Annotated in this window: 27 protein-coding genes; 18 read left to right on the plus strand and 9 right to left on the minus strand. The window is 44.0% G+C overall.

Annotation, left to right across the window (positions count from 1 at the left end):
- Positions 1–37: 37 nt before the first annotated feature.
- Positions 38–1,645, minus strand: coding sequence for a Na+/H+ antiporter (locus ABDV94_RS18285; protein WP_343748663.1), 1,608 nt, complete (start codon positions 1,643–1,645; stop codon positions 38–40).
- A gap of 166 nt (positions 1,646–1,811) precedes the next feature.
- On the opposite strand from ABDV94_RS18285, the gene ABDV94_RS18290 reads away from it, so the two are divergent.
- From ABDV94_RS18290 to trmD, 8 genes are all read left to right on the plus strand, one after another.
- Positions 1,812–2,306 carry a phosphoribosyltransferase family protein gene (locus ABDV94_RS18290; protein ID WP_343748664.1) on the plus strand — a complete coding sequence of 165 codons (495 nt, stop codon included), beginning with the start codon at positions 1,812–1,814 and terminating at the stop codon, positions 2,304–2,306.
- A gap of 85 nt (positions 2,307–2,391) precedes the next feature.
- Positions 2,392–3,198 (plus strand): N-acetylmuramic acid 6-phosphate etherase, encoded by an 807-nt coding sequence (gene murQ / locus ABDV94_RS18295; protein WP_343748665.1) that lies wholly within the window; start codon positions 2,392–2,394, stop codon positions 3,196–3,198.
- 45 nt (positions 3,199–3,243) lie between these two features.
- On the plus strand, positions 3,244–4,326 hold the full coding sequence (locus ABDV94_RS18300; protein ID WP_343748666.1) for a methyltransferase: 1,083 nt from the start codon (positions 3,244–3,246) through the stop codon (positions 4,324–4,326).
- A 71-nt stretch (positions 4,327–4,397) separates the two neighbouring features.
- Complete coding sequence (locus ABDV94_RS18305) at positions 4,398–4,883, plus strand: YcxB family protein (RefSeq protein ID WP_343748667.1); 486 nt, start codon at positions 4,398–4,400, stop codon at positions 4,881–4,883.
- A gap of 265 nt (positions 4,884–5,148) precedes the next feature.
- On the plus strand, positions 5,149–6,030 hold the full coding sequence (locus ABDV94_RS18310; protein WP_343748668.1) for a DMT family transporter: 882 nt from the start codon (positions 5,149–5,151) through the stop codon (positions 6,028–6,030).
- A gap of 190 nt (positions 6,031–6,220) precedes the next feature.
- Positions 6,221–7,327 carry a tetratricopeptide repeat protein gene (locus ABDV94_RS18315; protein ID WP_343748669.1) on the plus strand — a complete coding sequence of 369 codons (1,107 nt, stop codon included), beginning with the start codon at positions 6,221–6,223 and terminating at the stop codon, positions 7,325–7,327.
- Between the two features lie 36 nt (positions 7,328–7,363).
- Positions 7,364–9,457, plus strand: a complete 2,094-nt coding sequence (locus ABDV94_RS18320) for a M48 family metalloprotease (RefSeq protein ID WP_343748670.1) — start codon at positions 7,364–7,366, stop codon at positions 9,455–9,457.
- Between the two features lie 34 nt (positions 9,458–9,491).
- Positions 9,492–10,184 carry a tRNA (guanosine(37)-N1)-methyltransferase TrmD gene (gene trmD / locus ABDV94_RS18325; protein WP_343748671.1) on the plus strand — a complete coding sequence of 231 codons (693 nt, stop codon included), beginning with the start codon at positions 9,492–9,494 and terminating at the stop codon, positions 10,182–10,184.
- A 41-nt stretch (positions 10,185–10,225) separates the two neighbouring features.
- Here trmD and ABDV94_RS18330 read toward each other — a convergent pair whose 3' ends face one another.
- The 5 genes from ABDV94_RS18330 to ABDV94_RS18350 all read right to left on the minus strand — a co-directional run bounded on the left by ABDV94_RS18330 (position 10,226) and on the right by ABDV94_RS18350 (position 14,133).
- Positions 10,226–11,050 carry a YoaK family protein gene (locus tag ABDV94_RS18330; RefSeq protein ID WP_343748672.1) on the minus strand — a complete coding sequence of 275 codons (825 nt, stop codon included), beginning with the start codon at positions 11,048–11,050 and terminating at the stop codon, positions 10,226–10,228.
- Between the two features lies 1 nt (position 11,051).
- Positions 11,052–11,501, minus strand: coding sequence for a hypothetical protein (locus tag ABDV94_RS18335; RefSeq protein ID WP_343748673.1), 450 nt, complete (start codon positions 11,499–11,501; stop codon positions 11,052–11,054).
- Positions 11,502–11,509: 8 nt separating this feature from the next.
- On the minus strand, positions 11,510–11,992 hold the full coding sequence (locus tag ABDV94_RS18340; RefSeq protein ID WP_343748674.1) for a hypothetical protein: 483 nt from the start codon (positions 11,990–11,992) through the stop codon (positions 11,510–11,512).
- Between the two features lie 93 nt (positions 11,993–12,085).
- A complete protein-coding gene (locus ABDV94_RS18345; RefSeq protein WP_343748675.1) occupies positions 12,086–13,453 on the minus strand; it encodes an ATP-binding protein in 1,368 nt (455 codons plus the stop codon).
- Positions 13,450–14,133: a response regulator transcription factor gene (locus ABDV94_RS18350; RefSeq protein ID WP_343748676.1), complete on the minus strand. Its 684-nt coding sequence runs from the start codon at positions 14,131–14,133 to the stop codon at positions 13,450–13,452. The genes ABDV94_RS18345 and ABDV94_RS18350 overlap by 4 nt, the downstream gene beginning before the upstream one ends.
- Positions 14,134–14,357: 224 nt before the next feature.
- On the opposite strand from ABDV94_RS18350, the gene ABDV94_RS18355 reads away from it, so the two are divergent.
- The 7 genes from ABDV94_RS18355 to ABDV94_RS18385 all read left to right on the plus strand — a co-directional run bounded on the left by ABDV94_RS18355 (position 14,358) and on the right by ABDV94_RS18385 (position 19,548).
- Positions 14,358–14,696 carry a helix-turn-helix transcriptional regulator gene (locus tag ABDV94_RS18355; RefSeq protein ID WP_343748677.1) on the plus strand — a complete coding sequence of 113 codons (339 nt, stop codon included), beginning with the start codon at positions 14,358–14,360 and terminating at the stop codon, positions 14,694–14,696.
- A 19-nt stretch (positions 14,697–14,715) separates the two neighbouring features.
- On the plus strand, positions 14,716–15,273 hold the full coding sequence (locus ABDV94_RS18360) for an L-threonylcarbamoyladenylate synthase (protein WP_343748678.1): 558 nt from the start codon (positions 14,716–14,718) through the stop codon (positions 15,271–15,273).
- A gap of 31 nt (positions 15,274–15,304) precedes the next feature.
- Positions 15,305–16,732, plus strand: a complete 1,428-nt coding sequence (locus tag ABDV94_RS18365; RefSeq protein WP_343748679.1) for an HD domain-containing protein — start codon at positions 15,305–15,307, stop codon at positions 16,730–16,732.
- Positions 16,733–16,889: 157 nt separating this feature from the next.
- On the plus strand, positions 16,890–17,435 hold the full coding sequence (locus tag ABDV94_RS18370; RefSeq protein ID WP_343748680.1) for a hypothetical protein: 546 nt from the start codon (positions 16,890–16,892) through the stop codon (positions 17,433–17,435).
- A gap of 78 nt (positions 17,436–17,513) precedes the next feature.
- Positions 17,514–18,233, plus strand: a complete 720-nt coding sequence (locus tag ABDV94_RS18375) for a class I SAM-dependent methyltransferase (RefSeq protein ID WP_343748681.1) — start codon at positions 17,514–17,516, stop codon at positions 18,231–18,233.
- Positions 18,233–19,084, plus strand: coding sequence for a TraB/GumN family protein (locus ABDV94_RS18380; RefSeq protein WP_343748682.1), 852 nt, complete (start codon positions 18,233–18,235; stop codon positions 19,082–19,084). Before ABDV94_RS18375 ends, ABDV94_RS18380 begins: the two co-directional genes overlap by 1 nt.
- 5 nt (positions 19,085–19,089) lie before the next feature.
- Entirely contained in the window at positions 19,090–19,548 is a 459-nt protein-coding gene (locus tag ABDV94_RS18385) for an FKBP-type peptidyl-prolyl cis-trans isomerase (RefSeq protein WP_343748683.1), read from the plus strand.
- Here the strand turns inward: ABDV94_RS18385 and ABDV94_RS18390 are convergent.
- The 3 genes from ABDV94_RS18390 to ABDV94_RS18400 all read right to left on the minus strand — a co-directional run bounded on the left by ABDV94_RS18390 (position 19,502) and on the right by ABDV94_RS18400 (position 22,460).
- Positions 19,502–20,434: a hypothetical protein gene (locus ABDV94_RS18390; protein ID WP_343748684.1), complete on the minus strand. Its 933-nt coding sequence runs from the start codon at positions 20,432–20,434 to the stop codon at positions 19,502–19,504. The genes ABDV94_RS18385 and ABDV94_RS18390 overlap by 47 nt on opposite strands.
- Before the next feature lie 145 nt (positions 20,435–20,579).
- Positions 20,580–21,464 (minus strand): hypothetical protein, encoded by an 885-nt coding sequence (locus ABDV94_RS18395; protein ID WP_343748685.1) that lies wholly within the window; start codon positions 21,462–21,464, stop codon positions 20,580–20,582.
- A 99-nt stretch (positions 21,465–21,563) separates the two neighbouring features.
- Complete coding sequence (locus ABDV94_RS18400; protein ID WP_343748686.1) at positions 21,564–22,460, minus strand: hypothetical protein; 897 nt, start codon at positions 22,458–22,460, stop codon at positions 21,564–21,566.
- A gap of 281 nt (positions 22,461–22,741) precedes the next feature.
- Here ABDV94_RS18400 and sucD point away from each other — a divergent pair, with 281 nt between their 5' ends.
- The 3 genes from sucD to ABDV94_RS18415 all read left to right on the plus strand — a co-directional run bounded on the left by sucD (position 22,742) and on the right by ABDV94_RS18415 (position 25,487).
- Positions 22,742–23,620, plus strand: a complete 879-nt coding sequence (sucD, locus tag ABDV94_RS18405) for a succinate--CoA ligase subunit alpha (RefSeq protein ID WP_343748687.1) — start codon at positions 22,742–22,744, stop codon at positions 23,618–23,620.
- A gap of 131 nt (positions 23,621–23,751) precedes the next feature.
- Complete coding sequence (locus tag ABDV94_RS18410; protein ID WP_343748688.1) at positions 23,752–24,693, plus strand: ion channel; 942 nt, start codon at positions 23,752–23,754, stop codon at positions 24,691–24,693.
- A gap of 179 nt (positions 24,694–24,872) precedes the next feature.
- Positions 24,873–25,487, plus strand: coding sequence for a 7-carboxy-7-deazaguanine synthase QueE (locus tag ABDV94_RS18415; protein WP_343748689.1), 615 nt, complete (start codon positions 24,873–24,875; stop codon positions 25,485–25,487).
- Position 25,488: the final 1 nt, after the last annotated feature.

Genomic DNA, 25,488 nt, shown 5'->3' on the forward strand with positions numbered 1-25,488 from the left:
TCGACTCCGCTCAGCCTGCTTTTCACTTCTCAATTCGTTATAAGTGTTTTGAACCGGTGATTTTCAATTCATTTAAATCCAGCTGAAGTTCTGCCTTGCGGATTTCTTCATCGCTGTAGTATTTTTCACGACGCAGTTTGAACAGTTCTTTCCGCTGCAGGGAGTAGATTTCCAGCAAAACGTGCTGATACCTGCGTAATTCCGCCCATTCTGTTTCGTTGCATTCCATTGAATCGAGCTGCATCCGGGCATTAGTAATTTTATTTTTCAGTTCTTCCTTGTATAAATCCAGAATTTCCAGGTCAGTTTCATCGGCATATTTTTCGTGCACAAAATCAAGTGCAATGGTATCGAGGCGCAGCTGAATTCCGACCTGTTGTTCTTCTTCCCGGATCATGTCATCGATTTCTTCCAGTTTGATGAGCTTAATGATCAACGGAAGCGTTAATCCCTGTACGACCAGCGTAATCAGGATCACCACGAAGGTGATGAAAATAATCAGGTTGCGGTGTGGAAAAGGTGTTCCGTCCTCCATCATTAAGGGAATAGAAAGCGCCGTTGCCAGTGAAACCACTCCGCGCATTCCTGCCCAACCGATCACCAATGGGCCTTTCCAGCCCGGTGATGGATCTTTTCTGACCCTTGCACTCAGCCAGCGCGGAACAAATGCGGTAGGATAAACCCATAAAAAGCGTATAACGATCGTGATGAGACTAATCAGTAAGGCGTATTTAATTGCTTCCCCAATAGAATATTCTCCTAGTCCGGCAATAATTTCCGGTAGTTTCAAGCCGATAATGACAAACACAAAGGCATTCATCACGAAAATCATCGTAGTCCAAACTCCCAGCATATTCAGGCGCGTACTTCCTGTTTGGAAAACCTCGTGCGCCCGGTACGACATGAACAATCCCCCGCTTACAACCGCCATAACTCCCGAAAAATGGAAATGTTCCGCTGCAAGGAAAAGGATATAAGGCGTCATGACCGTCAACGCCGCATCAATAGCAGGTGTAGTTGGCAAAAAGCGATGTACAACATAGAACACGTGTGCTCCTGCCAATCCAACAACCACTCCCATTCCGGCCATGATAAAAAACTGTCCGGCAGCTTCCTGGAAAGAGAATGCACCGGTCAAAACAGCAGCCAATGCAAACCGGAAAACGATCAGTGATGAAGCGTCGTTCACCAAACTTTCACCTTCGAGAATCGTCAAAATACGTTTCGGAACCCGCATTCCTTTGAGGACAGTAGCCGCAGCAACCGCATCGGGCGGTGAAACAATTCCTCCAAGCAAAAAGCCCAAAGCCAGGGTAAATCCGGGAATCATTGAATCGGAAACATAAGCGATTACCAACGATGTGAAAAACACCAATCCGAAAGCTAACAGGGCGATCGGGCGTTTCCATTTCCAGAAATCGTTCCAGGAAGTATACCAGGCCGCTTCGTAGAGGAGCGGAGGCAAAAAGATCATGAAAATGACTTCCGGCTCTACCTGCAACGTGGAAACTCCGGGAATGAAACTGATTCCCAAACCGGATAGTACCAGGAATATCGGGTAAGCGATCCGGAAGCGCTGTGCCAGCATAACCAGGATGAAAACCGCGAACAAAAGTCCGAGAATGAGTAAGAATGTATGATGCATGTGTTTGATTTGATCCGAAACCAAAAATACTATTTTCTTCCAAAATTCGCCCGAAGTCAAAATTGCCCCACACCAGGAGATTCCAGCCGGATCATTCAAAGTTTTTCACAGAATCTTTACCCGTTTTCATCCGAAAAAAGTACTTTTACATTTAAATATACGTTCCATGAAACTGGTTTTGAATCAACATCAAATCGAACAGAAAATTACGCGTCTGGCGCATGAAATTTTAGAAAACACGTACGGAATTCCGGAGTTGTTTATCGGAGGGATTACTGGAAACGGCGAGACTTTTGCCCGGCAGATTTGTGAGATTCTTCAAAAAAACAGTGCGCAGCAGGTTCATTATTTCAAAATCGAACTGGACAAAGATCATCCACTGGATCATGCAATTACCTGTTCACTTGCCCCGGATCAATTCAGCGGAAAGACCGTGATCCTGGTTGATGATGTTATCAACTCGGGTACGACCATGCAGTACGGCGTTTTGAAAATTCTCGAAAAACCGGTAAAAAGCGTGAAGACCGTTGCCCTGGTGGATCGGATGCACCGCAGATACCCGATTAAGTGTGACTTTGTAGGGATGACTTTAAGTACTACTTTAGGTGAGCGCGTAGAAGTGATGCCGTCGAATGGTGCTTTGGAAGCGTTTTTAGTTTAATTCAAAAGTCAAAATTTAAAATGCAAAAATATGCTGGATCGGAATTTTGCATTTTTCATTTTGAATTCATCCCTTTTACATACACATGAAACGAATTACAGAATCGGAAAGCAATCACCAGAACCTCGATACGCTGTCGACACGTGAATTATTGATTGGAATTAACCAGGAAGATCACACCGTTCCGTTGGCTGTAGAAAAGGAAATTCCTCAAATCGAAAAACTGGTTGATCAGTGTGTTGAACGCATGCGCGAAGGAGGCCGATTGTTTTACATGGGTGCAGGAACCAGCGGACGACTGGGAATTGTTGACGCGAGTGAATGTCCGCCTACGTTCGGTGTTCCCCATGGAATGGTGATCGGGATTATCGCTGGTGGAGACCAGGCTATCCGGAAAGCGGTAGAATTTGCTGAAGACGACCGTGAACAAGGCTGGAAAGATCTGAAAGCATTTGAAATCAATGAAAAAGATATCGTAGTTGGAATTGCCGCTTCAGGAACAACACCTTATGTACTTGGTGCACTGGAAAGGGCGAAAAAGAATGGGGTTTTGACCGGCGGAATTTCCTGCAACCCGGGTTCGCCTTTAAGCCAGTTGGCTGATATCGCCATTACACCTGTTGTAGGGCCGGAATTCGTAACCGGAAGTACGCGCATGAAAAGCGGAACGGCTCAAAAACTGGTTTTAAACATGCTTTCCACGTCGATTATGATCCGCTTGGGTCGCGTGAAGGGAAACCGGATGGTAGATATGCAGCTTTCCAATGAAAAACTGGTCGACCGGGGCACACACATGGTCATGGATGCAACCGGACTCGATGAACAAAAAGCGAATGAATTACTGCTGAAACACGGTTCCGTAAGAGCTGCCGTAGATGCATTTAACCGCTAAAAAGCATGGTATTATCAACAATCAGTCGTTATCTATCCCTATAAAATGAACCAATTGATCGAAAGTCCGGCAGATTTGACGATGAATCGTCCGGAGCCGATTACGGACAATATTTCTGTGCTGGAGTATTCGAAAAATATTGATCCGAACTATGCCGTAGAAGCCTTATTGGATGGAAATCATGTTCTGGTAGCAGATCAGTTCAGCAGCGGAACACTGGTATTGGAAGCCTTAAAAAAACAACTTTCCAAAAATACCCATGAACATTCGTTTGCCGCACAACGAAACTACCGGGAGAACTTCCGCCAAGCTTCCAGGTTTTTAGTCGTTGAGATTGTAGATCACCGGCTGCATGTTCGAAAAGCACCTGAAATCGGCTGGCTGAAACGTTTGTATCCCGAAAACCAGGAGTTTTTACTGCCGTTTACGGATGTACAGGGCTTAAACAGTGCGTGGCAGTGGTTTGAAAAAGGAATTCGGATTCCGGGATTGAAACAAACGGTTCATCCGTTTTACGGAACATACTTCCCTACTCGTTTTGAACATATTGACCTGTTTGTCAATTACCTGAAACATTACCGGGGATCAAAAGAAAGCGCCTTTGATATCGGAATTGGAAGCGGTATTTTAAGTAAACTCATCCAGCAGTTTGATTTTAAAGAAATTAACGCCTCAGATATTAACCCAAATGCGCTGATCGGAATGTTGGAAGATCAAACGAAGACCGATCAAAAAATCAACCTGTATTTCGGAGACTTGTTTGCCGGCAGCCAAAAAAAATCGGATCTGGTTGTCTTCAATCCACCCTGGATTCCGCTTCCCAAAGAAGTTTCAGGAATCGACCTGGCCATTTATTACGATAACGAGTTGTTTCCGCGACTTTTCGAAGAGGCTGCGAAACATTTGAACCCGGATGGACAACTTGTTCTGCTATTCTCGAATCTCGCCGGATTAATGGATTCTCAATTCATTCACCCAATCGAATGGGAACTCAAAAAACAAACACGCTTCACACTCGTTCAAAAGACAGCGAAGAAAGTAGCAGCAGCTTCTTCCAAAACAAAACGAAAGGCGGCCTGGCGTGATCAGGAATTTGTGGAATGTTGGGTCTTACAAGTAAAACACTAAAATGAAGCATTGAAAAGGTGAGAAAATAAAACTTTCAATGATCCAATCTCAATTCTTCTTAATTTTGAACCATGCAAATCAAAACAACCCTCACTCAAGGAGAATTCGCCAGACTAACCGGTATCTTACTGCTCAAACGCCTGCAGGTTCTTTTCCTTGTACTGGCAAATGCAGGTCTGATCGTTGCCGCATTGATCGCCATTTTTGTTTTCAAAAACGAATCGGCCTATATGCTCATTTTTGTGGCGCTTGTTTTCCTGGGATTATTTGCATTCAGTGTGTACAACAATGCGCGAAGACATTACCAGGCCAACCCGCGGGCACGTATGGAAACAACGTTTACTTTTTCGGATAAAGGAGTTTCGATTTCACGTGAAGGATATGCTTCTACGGTGAAATGGAACGATATTATTGCTGTTAGAAAACGTGCAGGACTGGTTTTATTGTGGCAGAATAAATTGGTGACGCATGTCATTTCTGCAAAGGATATCGATGAGACTCAATGGAAGCATGTGCAGGAATTGTATCAAAAACAGCATCCGGGATTGAAGAAATAGGCGGATTCCGCAGGTTCGGGATTTACCCGGTGACAATAAGATTTTCAGCGTATTTTAACGGGACGTAATATTGCGGAATTACGTCCAATTCCCATTCCTGCCTCCCTTCAAATCATCTGCACCTCCCCCCAATCACCAGCCCGAAAAACTTACGGATGCTACTAAATCGGTATGCTAAAATTATTTTCCATACTATATCGCTTTAGCTTTTTCACGTCATTTTACGGGTCGAAAAAAGCACTAATTTTGCACTTCAATCAAGAGTATGAGTAAGCTGAAAGGTGTGTTTTTAGTGGGATTTGGTGCTGCGAGTTATGGAATTCTTGCCACAATCGTGAAATTCGCCAACAATTCCGGGGCACATACCAGCGCACTCACCTTCTACCAGGCTTTGGTCGGCGTGGTTTCGCTTTTTATCCTGATGACCATCCAATACCGGAAACAGCCGGATCTGATACGTCCGAAAGCCAAATCCAAAATCAAACTGGTACTTTTCGGAACTTCAATGGGATTAACCAGCTGTTTGTACTACATTTCTATTCAATATGTTTCCGTTTCAATCGGGATCATTCTGTTGATGCAGTCCATTTGGATGAGCGTGGTTTGGGAAATGATTCAGCAGCGTAAAATGGCACACTGGAGTAAACTCGTTGGAAGTTTAACAGTACTGGTCGGGACGGTATTCGCTACCAACCTGATCCAGCAGGACGTAGAACTTTCTGTAACCGGAATCATTTACGGATTGGCTGCCGCACTTTCCTACACCATTAGTCTGCATGCCTCCAACCACGTGGAGAAACAAGTTCCAAGTATCACCCGCAGTTTTTACCTGATCCTGGGAAGCTTACTCACCGTAACGGCTTTCTGGAACGTGCAGATTCCGGCAAACCTCGATTGGATGATCCTGCTGAAATTTGGAATCGTACTGGGAATTTTCGGAACGGTGATCCCGCCGATTATGTTTACCCGCGGTATTCCGCTCATCGGCCTCGGACTTGCAGGTATTCTCGTTGCATTGGAAATCCCTGTTTCCATTCTTTCCGCCCACTTCGTTCTGAAAGAACACGTTTCCCTTATCCAGTGGTTCGGCGTATCACTGATCTTGCTGACGGTGATCTTTATGAACAGCCGGAAGAAGAATTTGTGATCAAAACAGCAATTTTATCTGAAGCTTTGCATTCGTGGCTTCTTTGCGATTAAATACAGGTCATGTAGAAAAAACCAATGCCCGTGATCGCATTTACGTACCACTCAGTCAATCATTCCATAGCTTTACGCAAAGGTAACAAAGCCTAAATCCGTTTTTTGTACTTTTCGGTCAACCCAAAATCATCACCATGAAGTACGCTATCATCCTAATCCTTACCCTGCTTGTTTCTCCCGCAAATTTTGCATGTTACAATGAGTTCTACAGTTTAGATGCCAAAGGTCAGTTCCACCGGATTGATATCGGTGTAATCCGATTTGAGCAAAATTTCGACCTGGAAAGAGTAGAACGGCAATTACGCAAAATCGGGAAAAAGTTACAGTCCAAAGCCGATTACAAACTCTTATCAGACTACGCACTTTTCCTGGTGAAAGGCAGAAAGGTACAAGAAGCGCTGGTCATTTTCGAAGCGCTTGCCGAAGCCTATCCGGACGAATACAGCATTGCTGCCAATCTTGGAACAACCTATGAATTGAGCGGGAACAATGAAAAAGCACTGGAGTACATCCAAAAAGGACTGAAACTGAACCCGGATTCTCACGGTGGAAGCGAATGGATTCACGTGCAATTGCTGCGGGCAAAAATAGCACTGGAAAAAGACCCGGCTTATCTCTACACACATACGATTTTGAACCTTAACAAAAAACAGGAAGAATCGGAAACTGTGCGAAAACAACTTTACACTCAGTTGAGAGAACGTTTTCCATTCTGCAAAGGTCCGGATCCGGTGATGGCAGATTTGTTTACCGACCTCGGTGACTGCTACCTCCACTCCCTCTCATTCGAACATGCCAAAGGATTGTACCAGATTGCAAAAATCTATTACCAGTCTTCCCGGTATGAATTGGATGAAAAAATCGAAAACGTACGCAAGCTCCGGGAGAAATATGCCAATCGTTATCCCGATGAACGTTTGCGCGAACAGGCCGAAGGAATGGTCGAGAAAATCAGCGGTGTTCCCTATACTTCCTATCTTGAAAATCCGAATGCTTCCGGCTACGAAATCAATTGGGAAGGCATTCTCACCGACCCGGATCAACTGCTCCGGTTCACAGGTTTGAAACGGGTGGAAGAGGTAAAGTATAAACCAACTGCCAAAACTCCGGAAAAAACGGTTGAAAAACCAAAACACGCTGTAAAAGAAAGTACTTCAAATAATTTCGTTCTTTGGATCGGCTTGTTGGCGATTCTCCTAACCGGTTCATTATTTACGTATTTCAAAGTAAAAAAAAGATGAGGATTTTTGTTAGGTTTGTAGCTCATGAACTAACAAATGAATTCGAAAATCAACTCACCTTTTCCGGCTGAAATTCCGAAAGGATTAACGGCCGTAAACAAAAACTATTACTTCAAAGCAGTACTGGCCGTGCTGGCTATTATTTTGTTTTTCGCGTTGTTTCTATCGCTGGTGGCACTCACTTCCTACCTCGTATTCCTCGCGATTTCCTACCCGATTCCCGTGGTCAACAAATTTACGGTGATCGTGAAACTGGGAGCAATTGCAGGAGCGGGAATGTTACTGGTTTTCACCTTGAAATTCCTGGTTAAAATCCGGAATCACCACCCTGAAAACCGTATTGAAATTGACTCGGTAGACGAACCGGAACTCTGGAACTATGTCCTGGAGATTTGCAAGCATACCGGAGCACCAAAGCCAAAATACATTTACCTCGACCCGGATGTGAACGCCTATGTACGTTACACTAACAGCTGGCTGAGCCTGATCATGCCGGTAAAAAAGGAATTGACGATCGGGCTTCCCCTGACGCAGTGTTTGGAATTGGGAGAATTTAAAGCCGTCTTGAGCCACGAATTCGGGCACTTTGCCCAAAAGAGCATGCGGATCGGAAGTTACGTGAACACGGCGAATACGATTATCCACAACCTGATCTATACCCGCGACAGCTGGGACAATGCCCTGGAACGCTGGAAAAAATCGGATATCCGTGTAGCATTTCCTGCCTGGATCATTTCTCCGGTGATCTGGGGAATTCGTCAGTTGCTGAAACTGTTCTATTTAGCACTGAACATCCTGCAGTCATCTCTTTCACGCGAAATGGAGTTCAATGCAGATAAATTTGCAGCGATGAGTGCGGGAAGTGAAGCCATCGTTTCGTCGCTCTGGAAGCTCAATCCGGCGGCCGATCAGTTGAACAATGTCATGGGGCATTTATTCAATGCATCCAAACTGCAAAAATATACTCCAAACCTGTTCTACCATTTTCAAGTGGCCCTGGATGCTGAAAAACCGCAACTGGAGAAAGCACTTGGCGAATTGCAAACAGATTCGACCGGACACCGCATTTACTTCACTACTTCGGAAATTTCCAAAGCGCACATGTATGACAGTCACCCGCCAAATGACGAGCGCGAGAAAAGTGTAAAGACCCCGTTCGTGGCTTGCGAAGCAGATACGAGATCGCCGGAATTACTCTTCGGAAAATTGACGAAATGGCAGGAAAGACTGACTAAACTCGTTTACCTCAACTACTGGAACTGCAAAGTAAAAGAGGTTTCTGACGTTGCAGAAATTGAGCAGATTATCCAGACCGAAAATGCTGAAAAGGTTGTTTTGAAAGACTTTCACAATACCTTCGATAACCGCTACGTGATGCTTCCGAAAGCAGATCATATCCGGAGCAAATCGGCAGATCATATCAATACAAGTCCCCGTCAGTGGGAAAACATCAAAGACGATCTCAACAACCTGATGGAACCTGTACGGGAAATTGAAAAACTGCTGGAACACGCCGTTCTGATTCACAACGGAACCGCCAAACAAGCTTCCTTTACCTTTCAGGATAAGCAATATGACAAACAGAATGTTTCTGCCGGTTACGAACTACTGTTTAAACGACGAAACGAACTCTTTGATACCGGTTTCACGAAATGGGATGAGAACCTGTTTGTACACCTGGGAGCTGCAGCACGCTCGAAAGACGAACTGGAAGTGTTCCTGAGAAGAATCAATCAGCACCACCGGATCCTGAAAATTTGCAAAAAACTGGATTTCGCTAAAAATGATGTGCTATCTCACCTGGAATTCCTGCAGAAAAAAGAAGAGGTTTCCACAGCAGACCTGAACGAATTTCAGCGCGTGATCAATGAACACGTGGAAGAATTAAATCGTTTGCAGCTGGAATTCCATCAAGAACCATTCGAATCACTCAGTAATATTGAAACGAGCATCGAATTCTTTAAAGTATTGAACAACGGAAGGGATTTCAAGCGGATGAAGGGAGAAATGTTCGAAAGCGGCGATTTTGACCAGCTGATGAACCAGATTCACGGAGCAGTATACCAGGCACAGCGACTGGAGCAGAAAAATCTGAGTGCGCTTTTGATCTATTCGAAAGTGGCGCAATAACCGGAGTCTTTCGTTATTTGACTAACTTTGCACCATGCGATTCGATATTTTGACCATTCTTCCGGAATTACTGGAAGGACCTTTCAATGTTTCCATCATGAAACGCGCCCAGGAACGGGGCCTGCTGGAAGTCCATGTACACAATATCCGTGATTATTCGACGTCACGTAACAAGAATGTGGATGATTACCAATATGGCGGTGGGGCTGGAATGGTGATGTCGATTGAACCGATCTCCATCCTGATTGAAAAACTGAAAGCAGAACGCAACTACGACGAGATCATCTACATGACTCCCGACGGGGAGCTGCTGGAACAACGCCACAGCAACGCATGGAGCTTGAAAGAAAATATCATGATCCTTTGCGGGCACTACAAGGGGGTCGACGAACGCATCAGAGAACATTATATCACAAAAGAGATTTCAATCGGGTCATACGTTTTGACCGGAGGCGAACTTGCTGCCGCAGTGGTTGTAGACAGCATCGGGAGATTGATTCCGGGTGTGATGAACGACGAAACCTCGGCATTGACCGATAGTTTCCAGGATGATCTGCTTTCTCCACCGGTTTACACGCGTCCGCCGGAATTTAACGGATGGAAAGTCCCCGAAATCTTATTATCCGGAGACTTTGCCAAAATAGAGCAATGGAGAGAACAGCAGGCAGTTGACCGGACGAAGGCCCGAAGACCTGATCTGTACAGGAAATTTACCGGAGAAGAGTAACTAACGCTGTCAGAAAAAGGGATCTTCCCTGTATGCAGATCTTACGCCCGGCTGTTTCCTTCTGAAAGCGCACTGCCTTTTTTCGAAGAGTTTTTGATCGTATCCTGGATTTTTTCCAGATTCATTTTCAACCGGTTGTCGTGTTTCTTCTTGTTCACAAAGAACGGTACGTATGTTTTCACGAAATCATAGGTCAATACTCCCAGCATCGCGATGGAAATGGCATAGAACACCTGGAATTCCACGTAATGGATAATCAACCCGGAAAGCACTCCCCCGCCCACATATGAAAGCATAATGGCAAACAATACTTTTGTTTTTTCCACGACCTGTCTGTTCTGACGGAACTTTTTCTTAGTCAGCATCGAAACGTGAATGGCCAAATCGGTTGTTAATCCCGTTAAATGCGTTGTTTTAATCTGGAAGTTTGAAATACTTGCCGTCAGTCCATTCTGAAGTCCCATAGAAAACAGTAGTACTGCGACCAGTATCTCCGTTTGGGTAAGTGTTTCCGCATAAAAGAATTGTCCGTAAATACCGACAAAAATGAAACACAAAATTTCCAGGATCATCGGGATACTGTGTGAAACAAAGGTGTTCTTTTTCGTACTGTTGATAATGAGGTTATTCGACAGGAAACTTCCTGCAAAGAACAGGAGAATCCAAAAGAAGACAACCAATACCTGGAACCATTTTCCGTCAGAAATTTCCTGCGCAAGAATGGCATAATGCCCGGTCAGGTTCGAAGTGAACGAATAAAATAAGACCAGTGAAGCAACGTTTACCATCCCGGCAACCAATGCTGTGAAGATCCCTAACCGGAGGTTATCCTGAAATGATCTGCTATTACTAAATCTGCGTAACATCTTATTTAATTTTTTTGAGTGTAATTTTTACTATTCCCCGTGCATGAACATCTGTATCAAAATGCAAGACCAATTCGTCTTTTTTCAGTGAAGAAACCGAGTATGCTTCGTGTGTTCCGTCCTTGTTAATCAAAGTCAGGATGCGGCCCCGATCCTTCAGTCGCCATTTTGCCTGGTGTTCGCTTCCCGAACGTTCGTGGAGCTTAATCGAATAATCTTTGCGGAAAGTCCAGTTTTCAAATTTGTGGATCACCAGGTGGTTGGCGATATCCACCCGCTCCTCGGAATTGATTTCCTGTTTGACTTTCTGTCCCTGATCATTCCGGTCGTACACCCAGGAAACTTCCTTCCATTCTCCCAGGATGGCTCTTTCGGGATAATAGGCATGGCTAAACACATAATATCCGAATGAACTCAGGGTGATGAGTGCAATGACTGATGATATGATCATTTTCCGTTTCATACGACTGCTGTTATATATGTTTGGTTCGACTTACTGGAATACTGGTTGTTATCCCACGCGATTAGCTGTTTTGTGACTTTCGATTTTTGCAGAAAGGGCAAAATATCCATGCTTTTTTTGTGCGACCAGTCAAACTCCAGTTCATACGGAATGATGATCCGGTCTACCTGGTTTACTTCCGTAAACTGATCAAATGAGCTTTGAGTGAATCCGCTGAAAAATGCAATCCGAATGGATTTCACTTTGGTTCCCAATTCCTTTTCCAGATCCATCAGCTGTTTCAGGAATTCCTTTCCGGCCATTTCAATTTTCAAATCGCTCTCATCGAAAAAAAGCAGATCGGGAATCGAATTGGACAAGTAAATTCCATGAACCAAAAGCACGTTCAGCGCATCTTCATTCTGAAACTGAAGTAATGCTCTCAAAGGCTCCAGAGAAGATACTTTAAAATCGGTCGGTATTAGAATCGTTGCTCCCATCTCTCATAATTTTCAGTAAAATTAGATCGCGGGCATAAGGACGGTATAAGAGTCGGATTAGAGTCGGATTAGAATTTTAGTTTTAACTTTTTTTCAGGATTTATAGGGCAAAAGCAAGCTCACCAGCGTACCCGTATTCTCTTCGGAATGTACAATGATTTTGCCCTTGTGTTGGCGCATGATATTCCGCGTCAATGGCAGCCCGATTCCATAACCTTCGAAGGAGTTGGTATTCGACGCACGGAAAAAAGGGTCGTAGATATGATTCAGGTCTTTGGGCGGAATCCCGATTCCGAGATCCTTTACGTGGATCGACAAATATGCTGCCGTGTGGCTCAGGTAAATCCGCACCTCTTTGTTTTCGGAATACTTCGAGGCATTCAGCAATACGTTCGACAAAGCAAGTTGCAACAACTGCGAATTTCCGTTGATTTCCAGTAAGTCGAGATTTTCAGGAAGGGTTTCGAAATCAAAGCGGATTTTGTTCCCGGGAATGATTTTGTTGACCGTTTCCATCGTTTCAAAGATCAATTCGTCTACACGCAATTTTTCGATGGTCATTTTCTTCCCGTCAAAGCCGGTTTGTGCCAGGAATAACAACGCTTTGGTTTTTTTATTCAGCTTTTCGGCCTGTTCCAAAATACTGCTCAATGCCGTTTGGTATTCCTCCATGCTCCGCTCTTTACTCAGCATCAAATCTGCCTGCCCGATAATACTCGTAAGCGGTGTATTCAGTTCATGAGAAGCGTTGCTAATGAAGTTATTCTGTGTTTCGAAACTGGTTTCCAGTCGGTCGAGCATGTTGTTCATGGTATCGATCAACTCACCCAATTCGTCACCATCCTGCTTATTTTCTATCCGGAAATGCAGGTTTTCCGTCCCGATATTGTGCACGTTCGAACTCAGATCACTGATCGGCTTAATCAGTCGTTTCGACAACCACAGTGAAACTACAAAGATGAAACCTACCGCCGCAATAAACATAAAAACCAGCAATCCGCCCAGGTAATGCTTGTAGCGCGTGTAATACATATTCTTGGCTGAAGTATAAACCACATAACTGGTTCCGTCTTTGGCCTGATAGAGAATTCCGTACTTCAGAATATTGTTTTTCCGTTCCTGCGCATGTTTGTTTCGGACAACTTTTTCGATGAAGTCATTTTCGTGAGGACTGCGTCTACCGGCATCAACGGCCCGCATATTTTTAGCCAGTTCCACCACCACGCTCTTCTCTTCCGGAAGTTTTTCGAGGTATTCCTGTTTGAAATCACGTACAAACTCTTTGTCGCCACGATGATCCAGCTCAATTCGGATGGTTGTATTACTGCGGGTTTTCAAGCGATCGTAAAAATCGTTGAATACATAATTGGAAGATAAAATATACACGAACACACTGAACACCAGCACCAAAAAAGCAAACGTGGTACTCAGTAACCAGATGATCCGCGTCCGGATTTTCATTCCTCTTCCCGGATTACATATCCCATTCCGATCACGGTATGAATCAGCTTGGAACCGCCAAATTGTGCGAGTTTCTTCCGCAGGTAGTTCACATATACGTCTACCACATTCGTTCCCGATTCAAAATCAATTCCCCAAACCTCTTCCAAAATATCGAGTCGCGAAAGTACTTTCCGGGGATTCATTACGAACAACAGGAGCAAGCGGTATTCCGTAGAGGTCAAACTAATCGGCTTCCCGCCCCGTTGCACCGTTTTCTGATTATCATCAATCACCAAATCTTCAAACTGAAAAATCGAACTCGGTGCAGGATGCAGGTTTTCCATTCTGCGCAACAGTGATTTCACCCGCGCATTCAGTTCGATAAACTTGAATGGTTTGGGCAGGTAATCGTCGGCGCCGGAATCCAGTCCCAAAGCCACATTTTCTGCCGTTCCCAGCGCCGTCAGCATCAAAATGGGAACCTGGCTGTTTTCCCTGATTTTGGAGCAAACCTGCAATCCGTTCATTCCCGGTAGCATGATGTCCAGGATCACCAAATCCGGACTCCAGAAATAAAACTCGTCCAGACCTCTGAGTCCGTCATTGGAAACGCGTGTCTCGAAGTTTTCTTCCGTTAATCCTTTTTGAACCAGTGAGCTAATTTGCGGATCGTCCTCTATAATCAGTATTTTTTTCACAGAAATTTCATTGAGTGATAAAATTAGTAAAAAAAAGAGAAGTGATTTTCAGGAGACTGAAATAGCGTAATCAATTAAAAATCAGACCCGTCCCAATATTGGGAAATTGGTTTTTTGGGAATTCGGAATTTTCCAAAATTATTTCAAAAAGGGCTTGTTTCAAATGATCTTTTCCCTTAACTTAAATAGAGTTTCATATTTATCTTTCTAAAAATCAACAGGCTATGGGATCAACAAAACACTTTCATTACTCAGAAGAAACTACCGCTATTTCGCTCTTCGGAAGAGCTTTTGCACATCCGTGCCGCATAAAAATGGTAGAACTCCTCATCGAAGCAAAAACACTCAATAACCAGGAATTCTCTCATTATTTTGGAATGACCAGATCTACCATTCACGATCACTTGGTCAAACTCTGGCAGGCCGGTGTTATTGAAATAGAATCATGTGAAGCCGGAACGCTTGTTTCGCTCAACATGGAACAACTCGACTTTATCCGGCAGTTAATTTCTCTTTTCAGCTTTCAAACAAAAGATGCTTACCATCTCGGGGTATTGGATTAAATTTGCTGAAAATTCTCACATGTTACCAGATTCAAAAGTCATAGAAGCCCTGAGAGAAGGAAAAACCATTTTGTATCCTTCTGATACCATTTGGGGACTCGGCTGCGACGCAACAAACGAAGAAGCGTGCAGACGTATCCTGGAAATCAAGCAGCGACCTGCAAACAAAAGTTTTATACTCCTGGCCGATAGCTTCCAGATGATCGAAAAGTACATTCCGGAATTTCCGGCTATTTGTTACGACCTGGTGGATCTGGCTGAAAAACCACTGACAATTATTTATCCCGGAGCGCAGGGATTAGCTCCAAGCGTACTGGCAGAAGATGGTTCTGTAGGAATTCGTCTGACGAAAGATCCTACCTGCCTGGCATTGATCCGGAGCATGCGTAAACCGTTGGTTTCAACTTCTGCCAATTTATCCGGACACCCCTTCCCCACAAACTACCAGGGAATTGATCCTCAAATTAAAAACCAGGTAGATGCCATTGTGGAAACACGGCTTACGGAAGAACTGACAACACCTTCACAGATCATCAAAATCGGGTTGGATAGTTCCGTGAAAGTAATCCGTAGCTGATTTTTTCGAAATTCAGTAACTTTGTCCCCGCATGCACACAGAAAATTTCGCTCACAAATTAAAACATCCTGTATTCAAGGTTGTTTCTCAGATCATTTCGGAAAAAGGCCTTGAAGCATATGTCATTGGCGGATTCGTACGGGATTTACTGCTGGAACGGCCTTCCAAAGACATCGATATCGTGGTGGTTGGAAACGGGATGGAACTGGCGCAGGCTGCCGGGGAAAAACTGCGTGTGAAGAAGGTCAACCTGTTCAAAAACTTCGGAACAGCTCAATTCAACTACAAAGACCTGGATGTCGAATTTGTAGGAGCCCGCAGGGAATCCTATCAAAGGGATTCCAGAAAACCCATCGTGGAAGACGGAACACTGAGTGACGATCAGAAAAGACGTGATTTTACCATCAATGCGCTGGCTTTGGATTTACGTGACGAAACATTCGGAAACCTGATCGATCCCTTCAACGGACTCACAGACCTTGAAAAAGGAATCCTGCGCACGCCCTTAGATCCTAATACAACCTATTCGGATGATCCGCTCCGTATGATGCGTGCCGTACGTTTTGCGACACAGCTCGACTTTCAGATTGAGCTTGCCAGCCTTCAGGCTATTTTGGATAATTCTACACGCCTGGAAATCATTTCCCAGGAACGCATCCTGGATGAATTGAACAAAATCATCCTGGCAAAAAAGCCTTCCCGCGGATTTGAACTGTTGAATACAACGAAATTACTGCATCAGTTTTTCCCGGAAATGATTGCCCTGCACGGCGTTGAAACCCGGGATGGAAAAAGTCATAAAGATAATTTCTACCACACACTGGAAGTACTGGACAATGTAGCACTTCACTCAGATAATCTGTGGCTGCGCTGGGCGGCTATCCTGCACGATATTGCCAAACCTCCCACAAAACGTTTCGATCAGCAGGTCGGCTGGACATTTCACGGACACGAAGAACTTGGAGCCCGGATGGTTCCGAAAATTTTTGCCCGCATGCGCTTACCGCTCGATCATAAAATGAAATACGTTCAAAAGCTCGTTCGCCTGCATTTGAGACCGATTTCACTGGTCAAAAGCAATGTAACGGATTCAGCCGTGAGACGCCTGCTTTTTGAAGCCGGTGACGATATCGACGACCTGATGACCTTGTGCAATGCAGATATTACATCGAAAAACGAATTCAAGGTCAAGAAATACAAGAAGAATTTCGAACTGGTAGTGGAGAAATTAAAAGCTGTGGAAGAGAAAGACCACGTGCGTAATTTCCAGCCTCCGGTTTCAGGCGATCTGATCATGGAAACCTTCAATCTGAAGCCCTGTGGAGAAATCGGTATCATCAAGTCACGCATCAAAGAAGCCATCCTGGAAGGTGAAATTCCGAATGATTTCGAAACGGCAAAGAAATTGATGTTGCAAATCGGAGAGGAACTTGGATTAAAAGTCAACATTGAAAATTGAGAATTGAAAAGCTGCTTCGACTTAGCTTCGAAAGCTCAATCCAATCACTCAGCCCGCTTTTCAAAAGCCAGGGCATCATTTTTGATTTTTGCCTTTTAACTTTTTGATTTTTGAATTCTACCTTTTCAATTTGAAGTATCTTTGTAAAAAAAAATAAATGGGTACGCTTAAATTTCGCGTGTTACTGGATTCCGAAAAAGATCAGGAGATCTTTCGCGACATCCGTATAAATGAGGAAGACAATTTTGAAACTTTATATAGAACCGTTTTAAACTCCTTCAATTTCGAGGGAAAAGAAATGGGTTCGTTTTTCATGTCGAATGACGAATGGGACAAAGGGCACGAGATCAGCTTAATGGACATGAGTTATTCGGATGAAGACCAGGAATTAACTAGCGTGATGTCTGATGCGAAACTGGCAGATTTCATGGAAGTTCCGGATCAGAAAATCATTTTGGTTTACGATTTCCTGCGCATGTGGATTTTCCTGATCGAATTGCAGGATCGCACGGAAGAAACGATCGACAAACCGCACATTGACCTGGCTGTGGGAACTGCTCCACCGGAAGATTCAAAAATGATCCAGGAGGATGCATTCTACGGCGAGGAAGAAGAAGATGAATTCGGCGATTTCGATGAAGACTTCGGAGACGGTTATGACGACGAAGATTTCGGAAGCGGCTACGAGGAATACGAATATTAAACAGACTTTTAAGACTACAAGAGTCAAGAGCCGGGACGGTTTTGATTCTTGACTCTCTTAGTCCTGACTCTAAAAAACATGAACAACGAAAAAAAATACGGCGATCCGATCGGATTTGCCATCCAGGAATACGCTAAAAAGCGAAAGCCGGAAGACATTATTGTTTCTTCAGATATTTGTGAAGACGATATTATTCCGCTGGAAGTGCTTTTCAGAAAGTACGACGAAATGCCTCCAATCGAGCAGAAAGCCTTGTCTTTGGCAAAAGGCCGTGTGCTGGATGTCGGTGCAGGAGCTGGAATCCACGCTTCTTACCTGCAGGATCAGGGCTTGAAAGTAGATTGTATCGACATTTCGGAAGGAGCCGTAGATTTCCTGAAGAAAAACGGATTGCAGGCTGAACGAAAAAATTTCTTCTCCCTAACGGATAAAAAATACGACACCATCCTGATGCTCATGAACGGAATCGGCATTGCAGGAAAACTATCCAACCTGGAAAGAACCCTTGCTCATGCCAAAACATTGTTGAACCCGGGAGGGAAAATCCTGTGTGATTCATCCGACATCCGTTATTTGTACGAAGACGAAGATGGCGCGCTTTGGGTGGATTTGAACACGGAATACTACGGGAATTTCCGTTTCCAGATGAAATACAAAAAGGAAAAAGGCCCTTGGTTCGACTGGCTTTATGTGGATTTCGACAACTTGTTTCAAGCGGCGAAAAAAGTTGGGTTGAAAGCAATCCGTGTGATGGAAGAAGACGATCATTTCCTGGCTGAATTAACCCTCGACAAGTAATGATGAAGTTCCTTTCGGTTGTTTTTCTATTCCTGTCCGGTCTCGTATTCGGACAAGACAACTCGCTGTTGTACCAAATCAAAGGAAAGGATAAAAAAACGTCATACCTCTTCGGAACCATCCACATGATTCCGGATTCGCTCTATTATTTCCCGCCTAAATTGGATAAACTCATTTCAAAATCAGATGAAGTGATTCTTGAAATCTCCAATTTGTCGGGAGACCAGGCCGGATTGATGGAATTGATGACCCTGAAATCGGGCTCCTGCTTCGATATTTTCACCGCAGAGCAAAAAGATTCCGTACTCCAGTGGGGAGCAAATTTGTTGGGTATCAAACCCGACCAGTTTGAAAAAGCCTTTGAAAAAAGGAAACCGTTTACATTGCTTCAAATCAGTTTCCAGAAAATGATCTCAGGGAAGGTCCATCTGATCGACATGGAAATTGAAGGGAAAGCCAAACACGGTAAAATTCCCGTTACAGGACTTGAAACCGCCGCATACCAATTATCCATTTTCGATAAAATCCCGCCACAGGAAATGGCCGGAATGATCCTGGAAATGGTACGAAACCCGGAAGAAGGTGAAACGACATTCCGGAAAATGGTTCAATATTACCACAAACAAGACCTCGAAAGCCTCTCAGAAATCATCCTGAAAAGCGATGACATGGGAAGTGCTACGGAGGAACTGCTCACCAAACGAAACCAAAACTGGGTTCCGAAAATGGAAGAACTGATGAAGACCAAAACGTGTTTCTTCGCGGTTGGTGCCGGACATTTAAGCGGACCAAACGGAGTCATTCAACTGCTTCGTCAACAAGGATATGAAGTAACACCTGTTCGATACTGATACACATGCGCTATTTTACACTCTTATTATTAGCAACTGCTCTGCTGGCTGCGTCCTGCACCACCTATTCCGAAGAAGAAAAGCAAAGCTTCAACACAACTGCGGAAAGCTACGCCAAAAAACACCATTGGAACTACGAGGTACTCGATGGAGGTTTGGTTGTCGAAGTACTGGAAAAAGGCTCCGGAACAGAAAAAATCCAGGCAGGAAGTTTCGTAACACTTTCCTATAAAGGCAAATTAACCAATGGAAACATCTTCGACCAGACAGAACCCGGAAAACCATTCGAAGCAAACCTGAAAGGGCTGATCGGCGGGTTTCAACTGGGATTACTGAATCACGTTGCAGGAACGAAAATCCGCATGGTTGTTCCTCCGCAATTGGGCTACGGAGACGACAGCCTGGATAAAATTCCGGCTAATTCGACGCTTGTTTTTGAGATTTCGATCGAAAAGGTGATTTAAACCGGTAAAACTCATACCGGAAATTCAAGCCACTGTTACTGTATAGAGAATAATTCGTTTTACCTTTCGTAAACCATATCGTCAGCCCCGTATTCAATTCACAGCCAATCCGCATGCGTTTCAAAACGGCATTCTTGCGCGATAACGGAATGCTGATCTCCAGTGGAATCCGGATAATGAGTCCTCTGGTTGTTTTTGCTTTATGTTCAGCAGTTTGTGCGCCTGCCAGATCTGCCGGAGCCTGGTAATTATACGTTGCCGGATCTGCTCCCTCAATCAGGTAGCGGTCATTGGAATACGACATGACATTTGCTGTAGCATACGCAAAAAACACATCCAATCCTGTTTCAAATTGCAGGATTCCTTCCGGGTTCGTGGCAAAATGCTGTCCGATACCAATCATCTGGGATTTGATCCGGTACGATTTCTGAAGATCTTGTCTCCGGTTTCCAATTACCGGATAAGCATTTCCCGATTGATTGGAGTACAAGGTGTCAATGACCTGCCGGTTTTCACGAAACCAATACTTGTTCGCAATACTTTCCGGCCCCAAACCAACATGGATGGTGGTCGTGAAACGGTATTTTTTTTCAACCGCCTTGTGTTGATGATTGACAAACGAAAAAGACAGCATCCAATAATCGTTTTCTATTGCTTTTTTGAAATAATCCATACCGTTCGGATTCACCTGGAATGATTCCGGGACGGCAAGATCAGGAGTCATGCGCTGCCATTCGGAATCTGTAAATGATAACCTTGCATCAGCAATCATTCCAAATGTTCCCTTGAGAATAAATGCCGGTGCAGCTGGCGCTTTTTCCTCCTGTTCCTGCGCAAAAGCACACACAGAAATCAACGAGGCCAAAAAGAAGATTTGAAATTTCATATACATTACAGTGATTTAAACAGCTATCTTGATTAATGGCAAAATTAAGGACTATTTTACTTATCCGGGGACTACTTAAGAAACAAAAAAACCGCAGCATCACCTGCTGCGGCCCGTGTTAACTAAAAGAATCACTTATTTCTAACTAGAACGCAAACCGGAAATTCATCCCCCCGCTCAAGTTGAAATTGGTGGTAATCAATGACTCGGTGAATTGAGTTGCCATTCCCGGGTTCAATTCCATCCCGATACGCATTCTGCTTGCAATCGGGCTTTTCTTCGACAATTTAAAACTGAAATCCAGCGGAACCCGCACGAGCATCCCTGCCAAAAACTTGCTGGAATACGACTCACGAATCGGATTATCCGTAACCGGTTGCTGATACAGATACTGGTCCGGTGCATTTTCAACCGTATAAAAATCGGAATAAGACACGTCTACCTGGCTCACAATACTCATGTAACAGAGAAAATCCACACCGGTTTCAAATTGAAAAATGCGATTCGGATTCGTAGCGAAATGCTGCCCTACTCCTACCAAAATACTTTGGGCACGATACATTTTAACCACATCTTTGCGGCGAACACCAGTGACATAGTAATCCATTCCCGTCTGACTGGAGTGCAGTGTATCGATGATTTGCCGTTCTTCTGAGGCCCAGCGCTTGGTTGAACTCAAATGCGGTCCATATCCGAGGTGAAACGTCGTGGTGGTGCGGTATTTCTTACCGGCCTGTTTGTGTCTGTTATTAATCAGGGAAAACGACAGCATGTAATACGAATCATTCGTAAAAGAATGGATATTACCATGATAATCTTTCGGCGAAATTGGTTTCAGTGAATCGGGAATTTGAAAGCCCGGAGTCATTTTTTCCCATTGAGCGGTGGTAAAATCAAACTCACTGCGGTTATTCATTCCGTGCGTGAACTTAATAATGAATCCCGGATCTTTCTGCTTCACAGAATCCCGCTGTTGTGCAAAACCAACTCCGGATAGTAGTACAAACAAATACTTGATATAGGTTCTCATAATGTTATTTTTTAGGTTTACTTAACTGGTTTAAAGTCTATTTATTGTTTTGATCAATAAAATCAGGAGCCATTTCAACCCGGAAAACGGTTCGAACGATCAGAACTGAAAACGGAAATTAATTCCTCCGCTCACATTTAAAGCCGCTGTCATCAACCGGTCATTGAAACTCACCACCACCCCGGGATTAACCTCTGCTCCTATCCGCATCCGGCTCCAAACCGGATCTTTTTGACACAACCTGAAGCTCAAATCCAGCGGAACCCGGATTATCATCCCGGAGGCCAGTTTACTTCTGTATTTACCGGAAGAGGGATTTGTAACCGGTTGTTGCCCGTTATGCACGTAGCCTTCCGGGGCGTTGGTAAGCACGTATTTGTCTGAATACCTCACTCCGATCTCACTCAAAAAACGCATCACATACAGCATATCCACACCGGTTTCAAACTGAACAATACGCCCCAGATCCGTCGAAAAATGCTCCCCGATTCCTAAAAAAACACTTTGAGAACGGTACGATTGAACCAGCTCCTGCCTTCTGTTCCTCCATACTTCAAACGAGTTTCCGTTCTGACTGGAAGTCAGCGTGTCGATGATCTGTGCATCATCCCGAACCCAGCGTTTACTTTCCCGAAACTGAGGACCATATCCCAAATGAACGGTTGTCATGGAACGATACTTCTTTCCAACCTGTTTTTCCGGGTTATTGATAAACGAAAAAGACAACAAGTAATAGAAATCATTCACAAAAGCGGCAACCCGATCCTTTTCCCGCGGATGACTCGCAAAATGAGTTTCGCTGAATGAATCGGGAACGGAAAAACCGGGAGTAATCCGGTTCCAATCGGAATGAAAGCGATTCGCCCCGGTGATGTTATTGACACCGTTAGAAAACTTCACGATAAAAAACGGAATTTTCGGTCTGACAGAATCTTTCTGCTGTGCAAAAGCCGGGCAGGATAGCAGGATCAATAAATAATGGATACAGGTTTTCATAACATGAGGTTTAATGCCTACATAACAAGAAAGCACCCTTTTTATTGTTTATCCTCACATTATCAACACGTTAAAAACAGCACATTTCCCATTCCATGCAGTCATTCCGATGAAACTGAAAGACTTAAAATGCGCACTTAAGAACTCATTTTCACTGATTTAAGAACGCTTCTTAAAATATCTCAAAATCCCCGGATTAAAATCTACTAAAACGTTGCTAAAACAAAAAGAAACCGCTATTTTTGAAGCGCATTTTAAAAACGAAATCTAAATTCTCAAACATGAGCGTTCTAGTTAATAAAAACTCAAAAGTAATTGTACAAGGATTCACAGGAAGTGAAGGTACTTTCCATGCTAGTCAGATGATCGAATATGGAACAAACGTTGTTGGTGGTGTAACTCCGGGAAAAGGTGGTTCTACTCACTTAGATCGTCCTGTTTTCAACACAGTTGCTGATGCGGTAACTAAGACCGGTGCTGATGTTTCGATTATTTTCGTTCCGCCGGCATTTGCTGCAGATGCAATCATGGAAGCTGCAAACGCAGGAATTAAAGTGATCGTTTGTATTACGGAAGGTATTCCGGTAAACGACATGGTGAAAGCGAAAGAATACATCAAAGGATTCAACACGCGTTTGATCGGTCCTAACTGTCCGGGAGTAATCACAGCAGGTGAAGCAAAAGTTGGTATCATGCCAGGTTTCGTTTTCAAAAAAGGTAAAATTGGTATCGTTTCCAAATCAGGGACGTTGACATATGAAGCAGCTGACCAGGTTGCAAAAGCAGGATTAGGAATTACAACAGCTATCGGAATCGGTGGTGACCCGATCATCGGAACAACTACGCGCGAAGCGGTTGAATTGTTGATGAACGATCCTGAAACAGAAGGAATCATCATGATCGGTGAGATCGGTGGTAGCCTGGAGGCAATTGCTGCTCGCTGGATCAAAGAAAACGGTACCAAACCAGTTGTCGGATTTATCGCAGGAGAAACTGCACCGAAAGGACGTACAATGGGTCACGCAGGTGCAATTGTAGGTGGTGATGACGATACGGCAGAAGCTAAAAAACGTATCATGCGCGAGTGCGGAATCCACGTAGTTGATTCTCCGGCTCAAATCGGTGCGAAAATGGCAGAAATTTTAGGAGTTACAGCGTAATCGCTTAATTAATACTACAAGATCCCGTCATGGCTTAGCTGTGACGGGATTTTTTTTGACCGGAAATTTCGAATCCATTTCCGGGGATTGATTACCTTCCATTCATCATTCGTACGACAGACAAAACCGACATGGGCAAACAACACGATTTAAAACAATACGAGTCACAAGACCCCGGACTGGGAACCATTTACCAAAAATCCGTCAAGCGGATTCTGAACGAAGACGGGTCTTACAATATCAAACGTATCGGAAGCATCCGGATGCTGAAGGATTTCTATAAATACCTGGTCGACCTCAATGCCTGGTGGTTCGGGGTTTTCCTCGTGGGAAGTTTCCTCGTCTCCAATCTCTTTTTTGCAGGAATTTACTGCTGGATCGGGACGGAACATCTGAACGGAATAGATCCGCAGCAAAATTCATTTATCGCAGCGTACTATTTCAGTGCACAAACATTCACCACGGTCGGTTACGGAGCCATTGCACCAAAAGGAAACCTCACCTCGTTTGTGGCTGCAATGGAAGCTTTTGTAGGATTGATCGCCTTTGCCATTGCAACCGGTTTGATCTACGGAAGATTCTCGCGGCCTTCTACCAAAATTGCGTTCTCGCACAATGTCATCATTACCCCGCACAAAGATAAAATGGCTTTGATGTTTAAAATTGTCAACCAGCGTAATAGCGTGCTTCTGAACACCAAGATTCATGTCATGCTTTCACTGGTAAACGAAGATTCGTCAACCAACATGGTCACCCGGAAATACTACAATATTCCGCTTGAAGTGGATTTTGTGCGCTATTTTCCACTCACCTGGACACTGGTACATGTCATCGAAGAGGATTCTCCGCTTTATGATCTGAACCTTTCTGAAATCAAGGCCAAACTCGCAGAATTGCTCATTATCATTGAAGCATTCGATGAAACCTATTCTCAAACCGTTGTTCGGAAACATTCCTATGCCGAACATCAATGGGCAAGCGGTGTGAAATTCAAAAAGAACTTCAGCGCAGATGAAACCGGAACCATTGTTCTGAATATTCATGAAATCAGTGATCTCGAACCTTTATCTTAATTGTTGGAGGCAAGACTTTCGGAGACAAGATAGAAGAGACCAGACTTTCGGAGGTAAGACGAATGAATCATTCTTGAAGTCTTGACTCTTGGCTCTTGATTTCAAACCATTGACTCACTTTAACTTTTTAATTCAAGTTTCGGCATTCGGAATTTATAATTAGTAATTACCTTTGAGGTATGGCACAAAACAGTTCTACTTTGTACCCGGTTATGGAACATTTCTACACGCTTCAGGGTGAGGGGAAATACACCGGTACATCCGCTTATTTCATCCGTTTGGGAGGCTGCGACGTAGGCTGTGTGTGGTGCGACGTGAAAGAATCCTGGGATGCAGACATACACCCCAAAATGAGTGTAGAGGAATTGAAACACATCGTTTCCCAACATCCGGGAGATTTGGTAGTCATTACAGGTGGAGAACCTGCTATGTATGACCTGAGCGTATTGGTTGATGCATTGCATGACGCAGGAAAATATATCGCGATCGAAACTTCCGGAACCAGCAACCTGGTTGGAGCAGTAGACTGGTATACCTTTTCACCTAAAAAATTTAAAGCACCTGTAGAAGAAGCCTATCAGAAGGCATCTGAACTAAAAATTGTTATCTTTCACAAATCAGATTTGGCGTGGGCTGAGGAACACGCGCAAAAAGTTTCGGCAGACTGTGTTCTCTACCTGCAGCCTGAATGGTCAAAAAGGGAACAATTATTGCCACTCATCATTGAGTATGTAAAAAGTCATCCGAAATGGAAGATCTCATTGCAGACTCATAAATACTTAGAAATACCATAAG

Origin of the sequence: Fluviicola sp., assembly GCF_039596355.1 — a bacterium.
GTDB lineage: Bacteria > Bacteroidota > Bacteroidia > Flavobacteriales_D > Crocinitomicaceae > Fluviicola.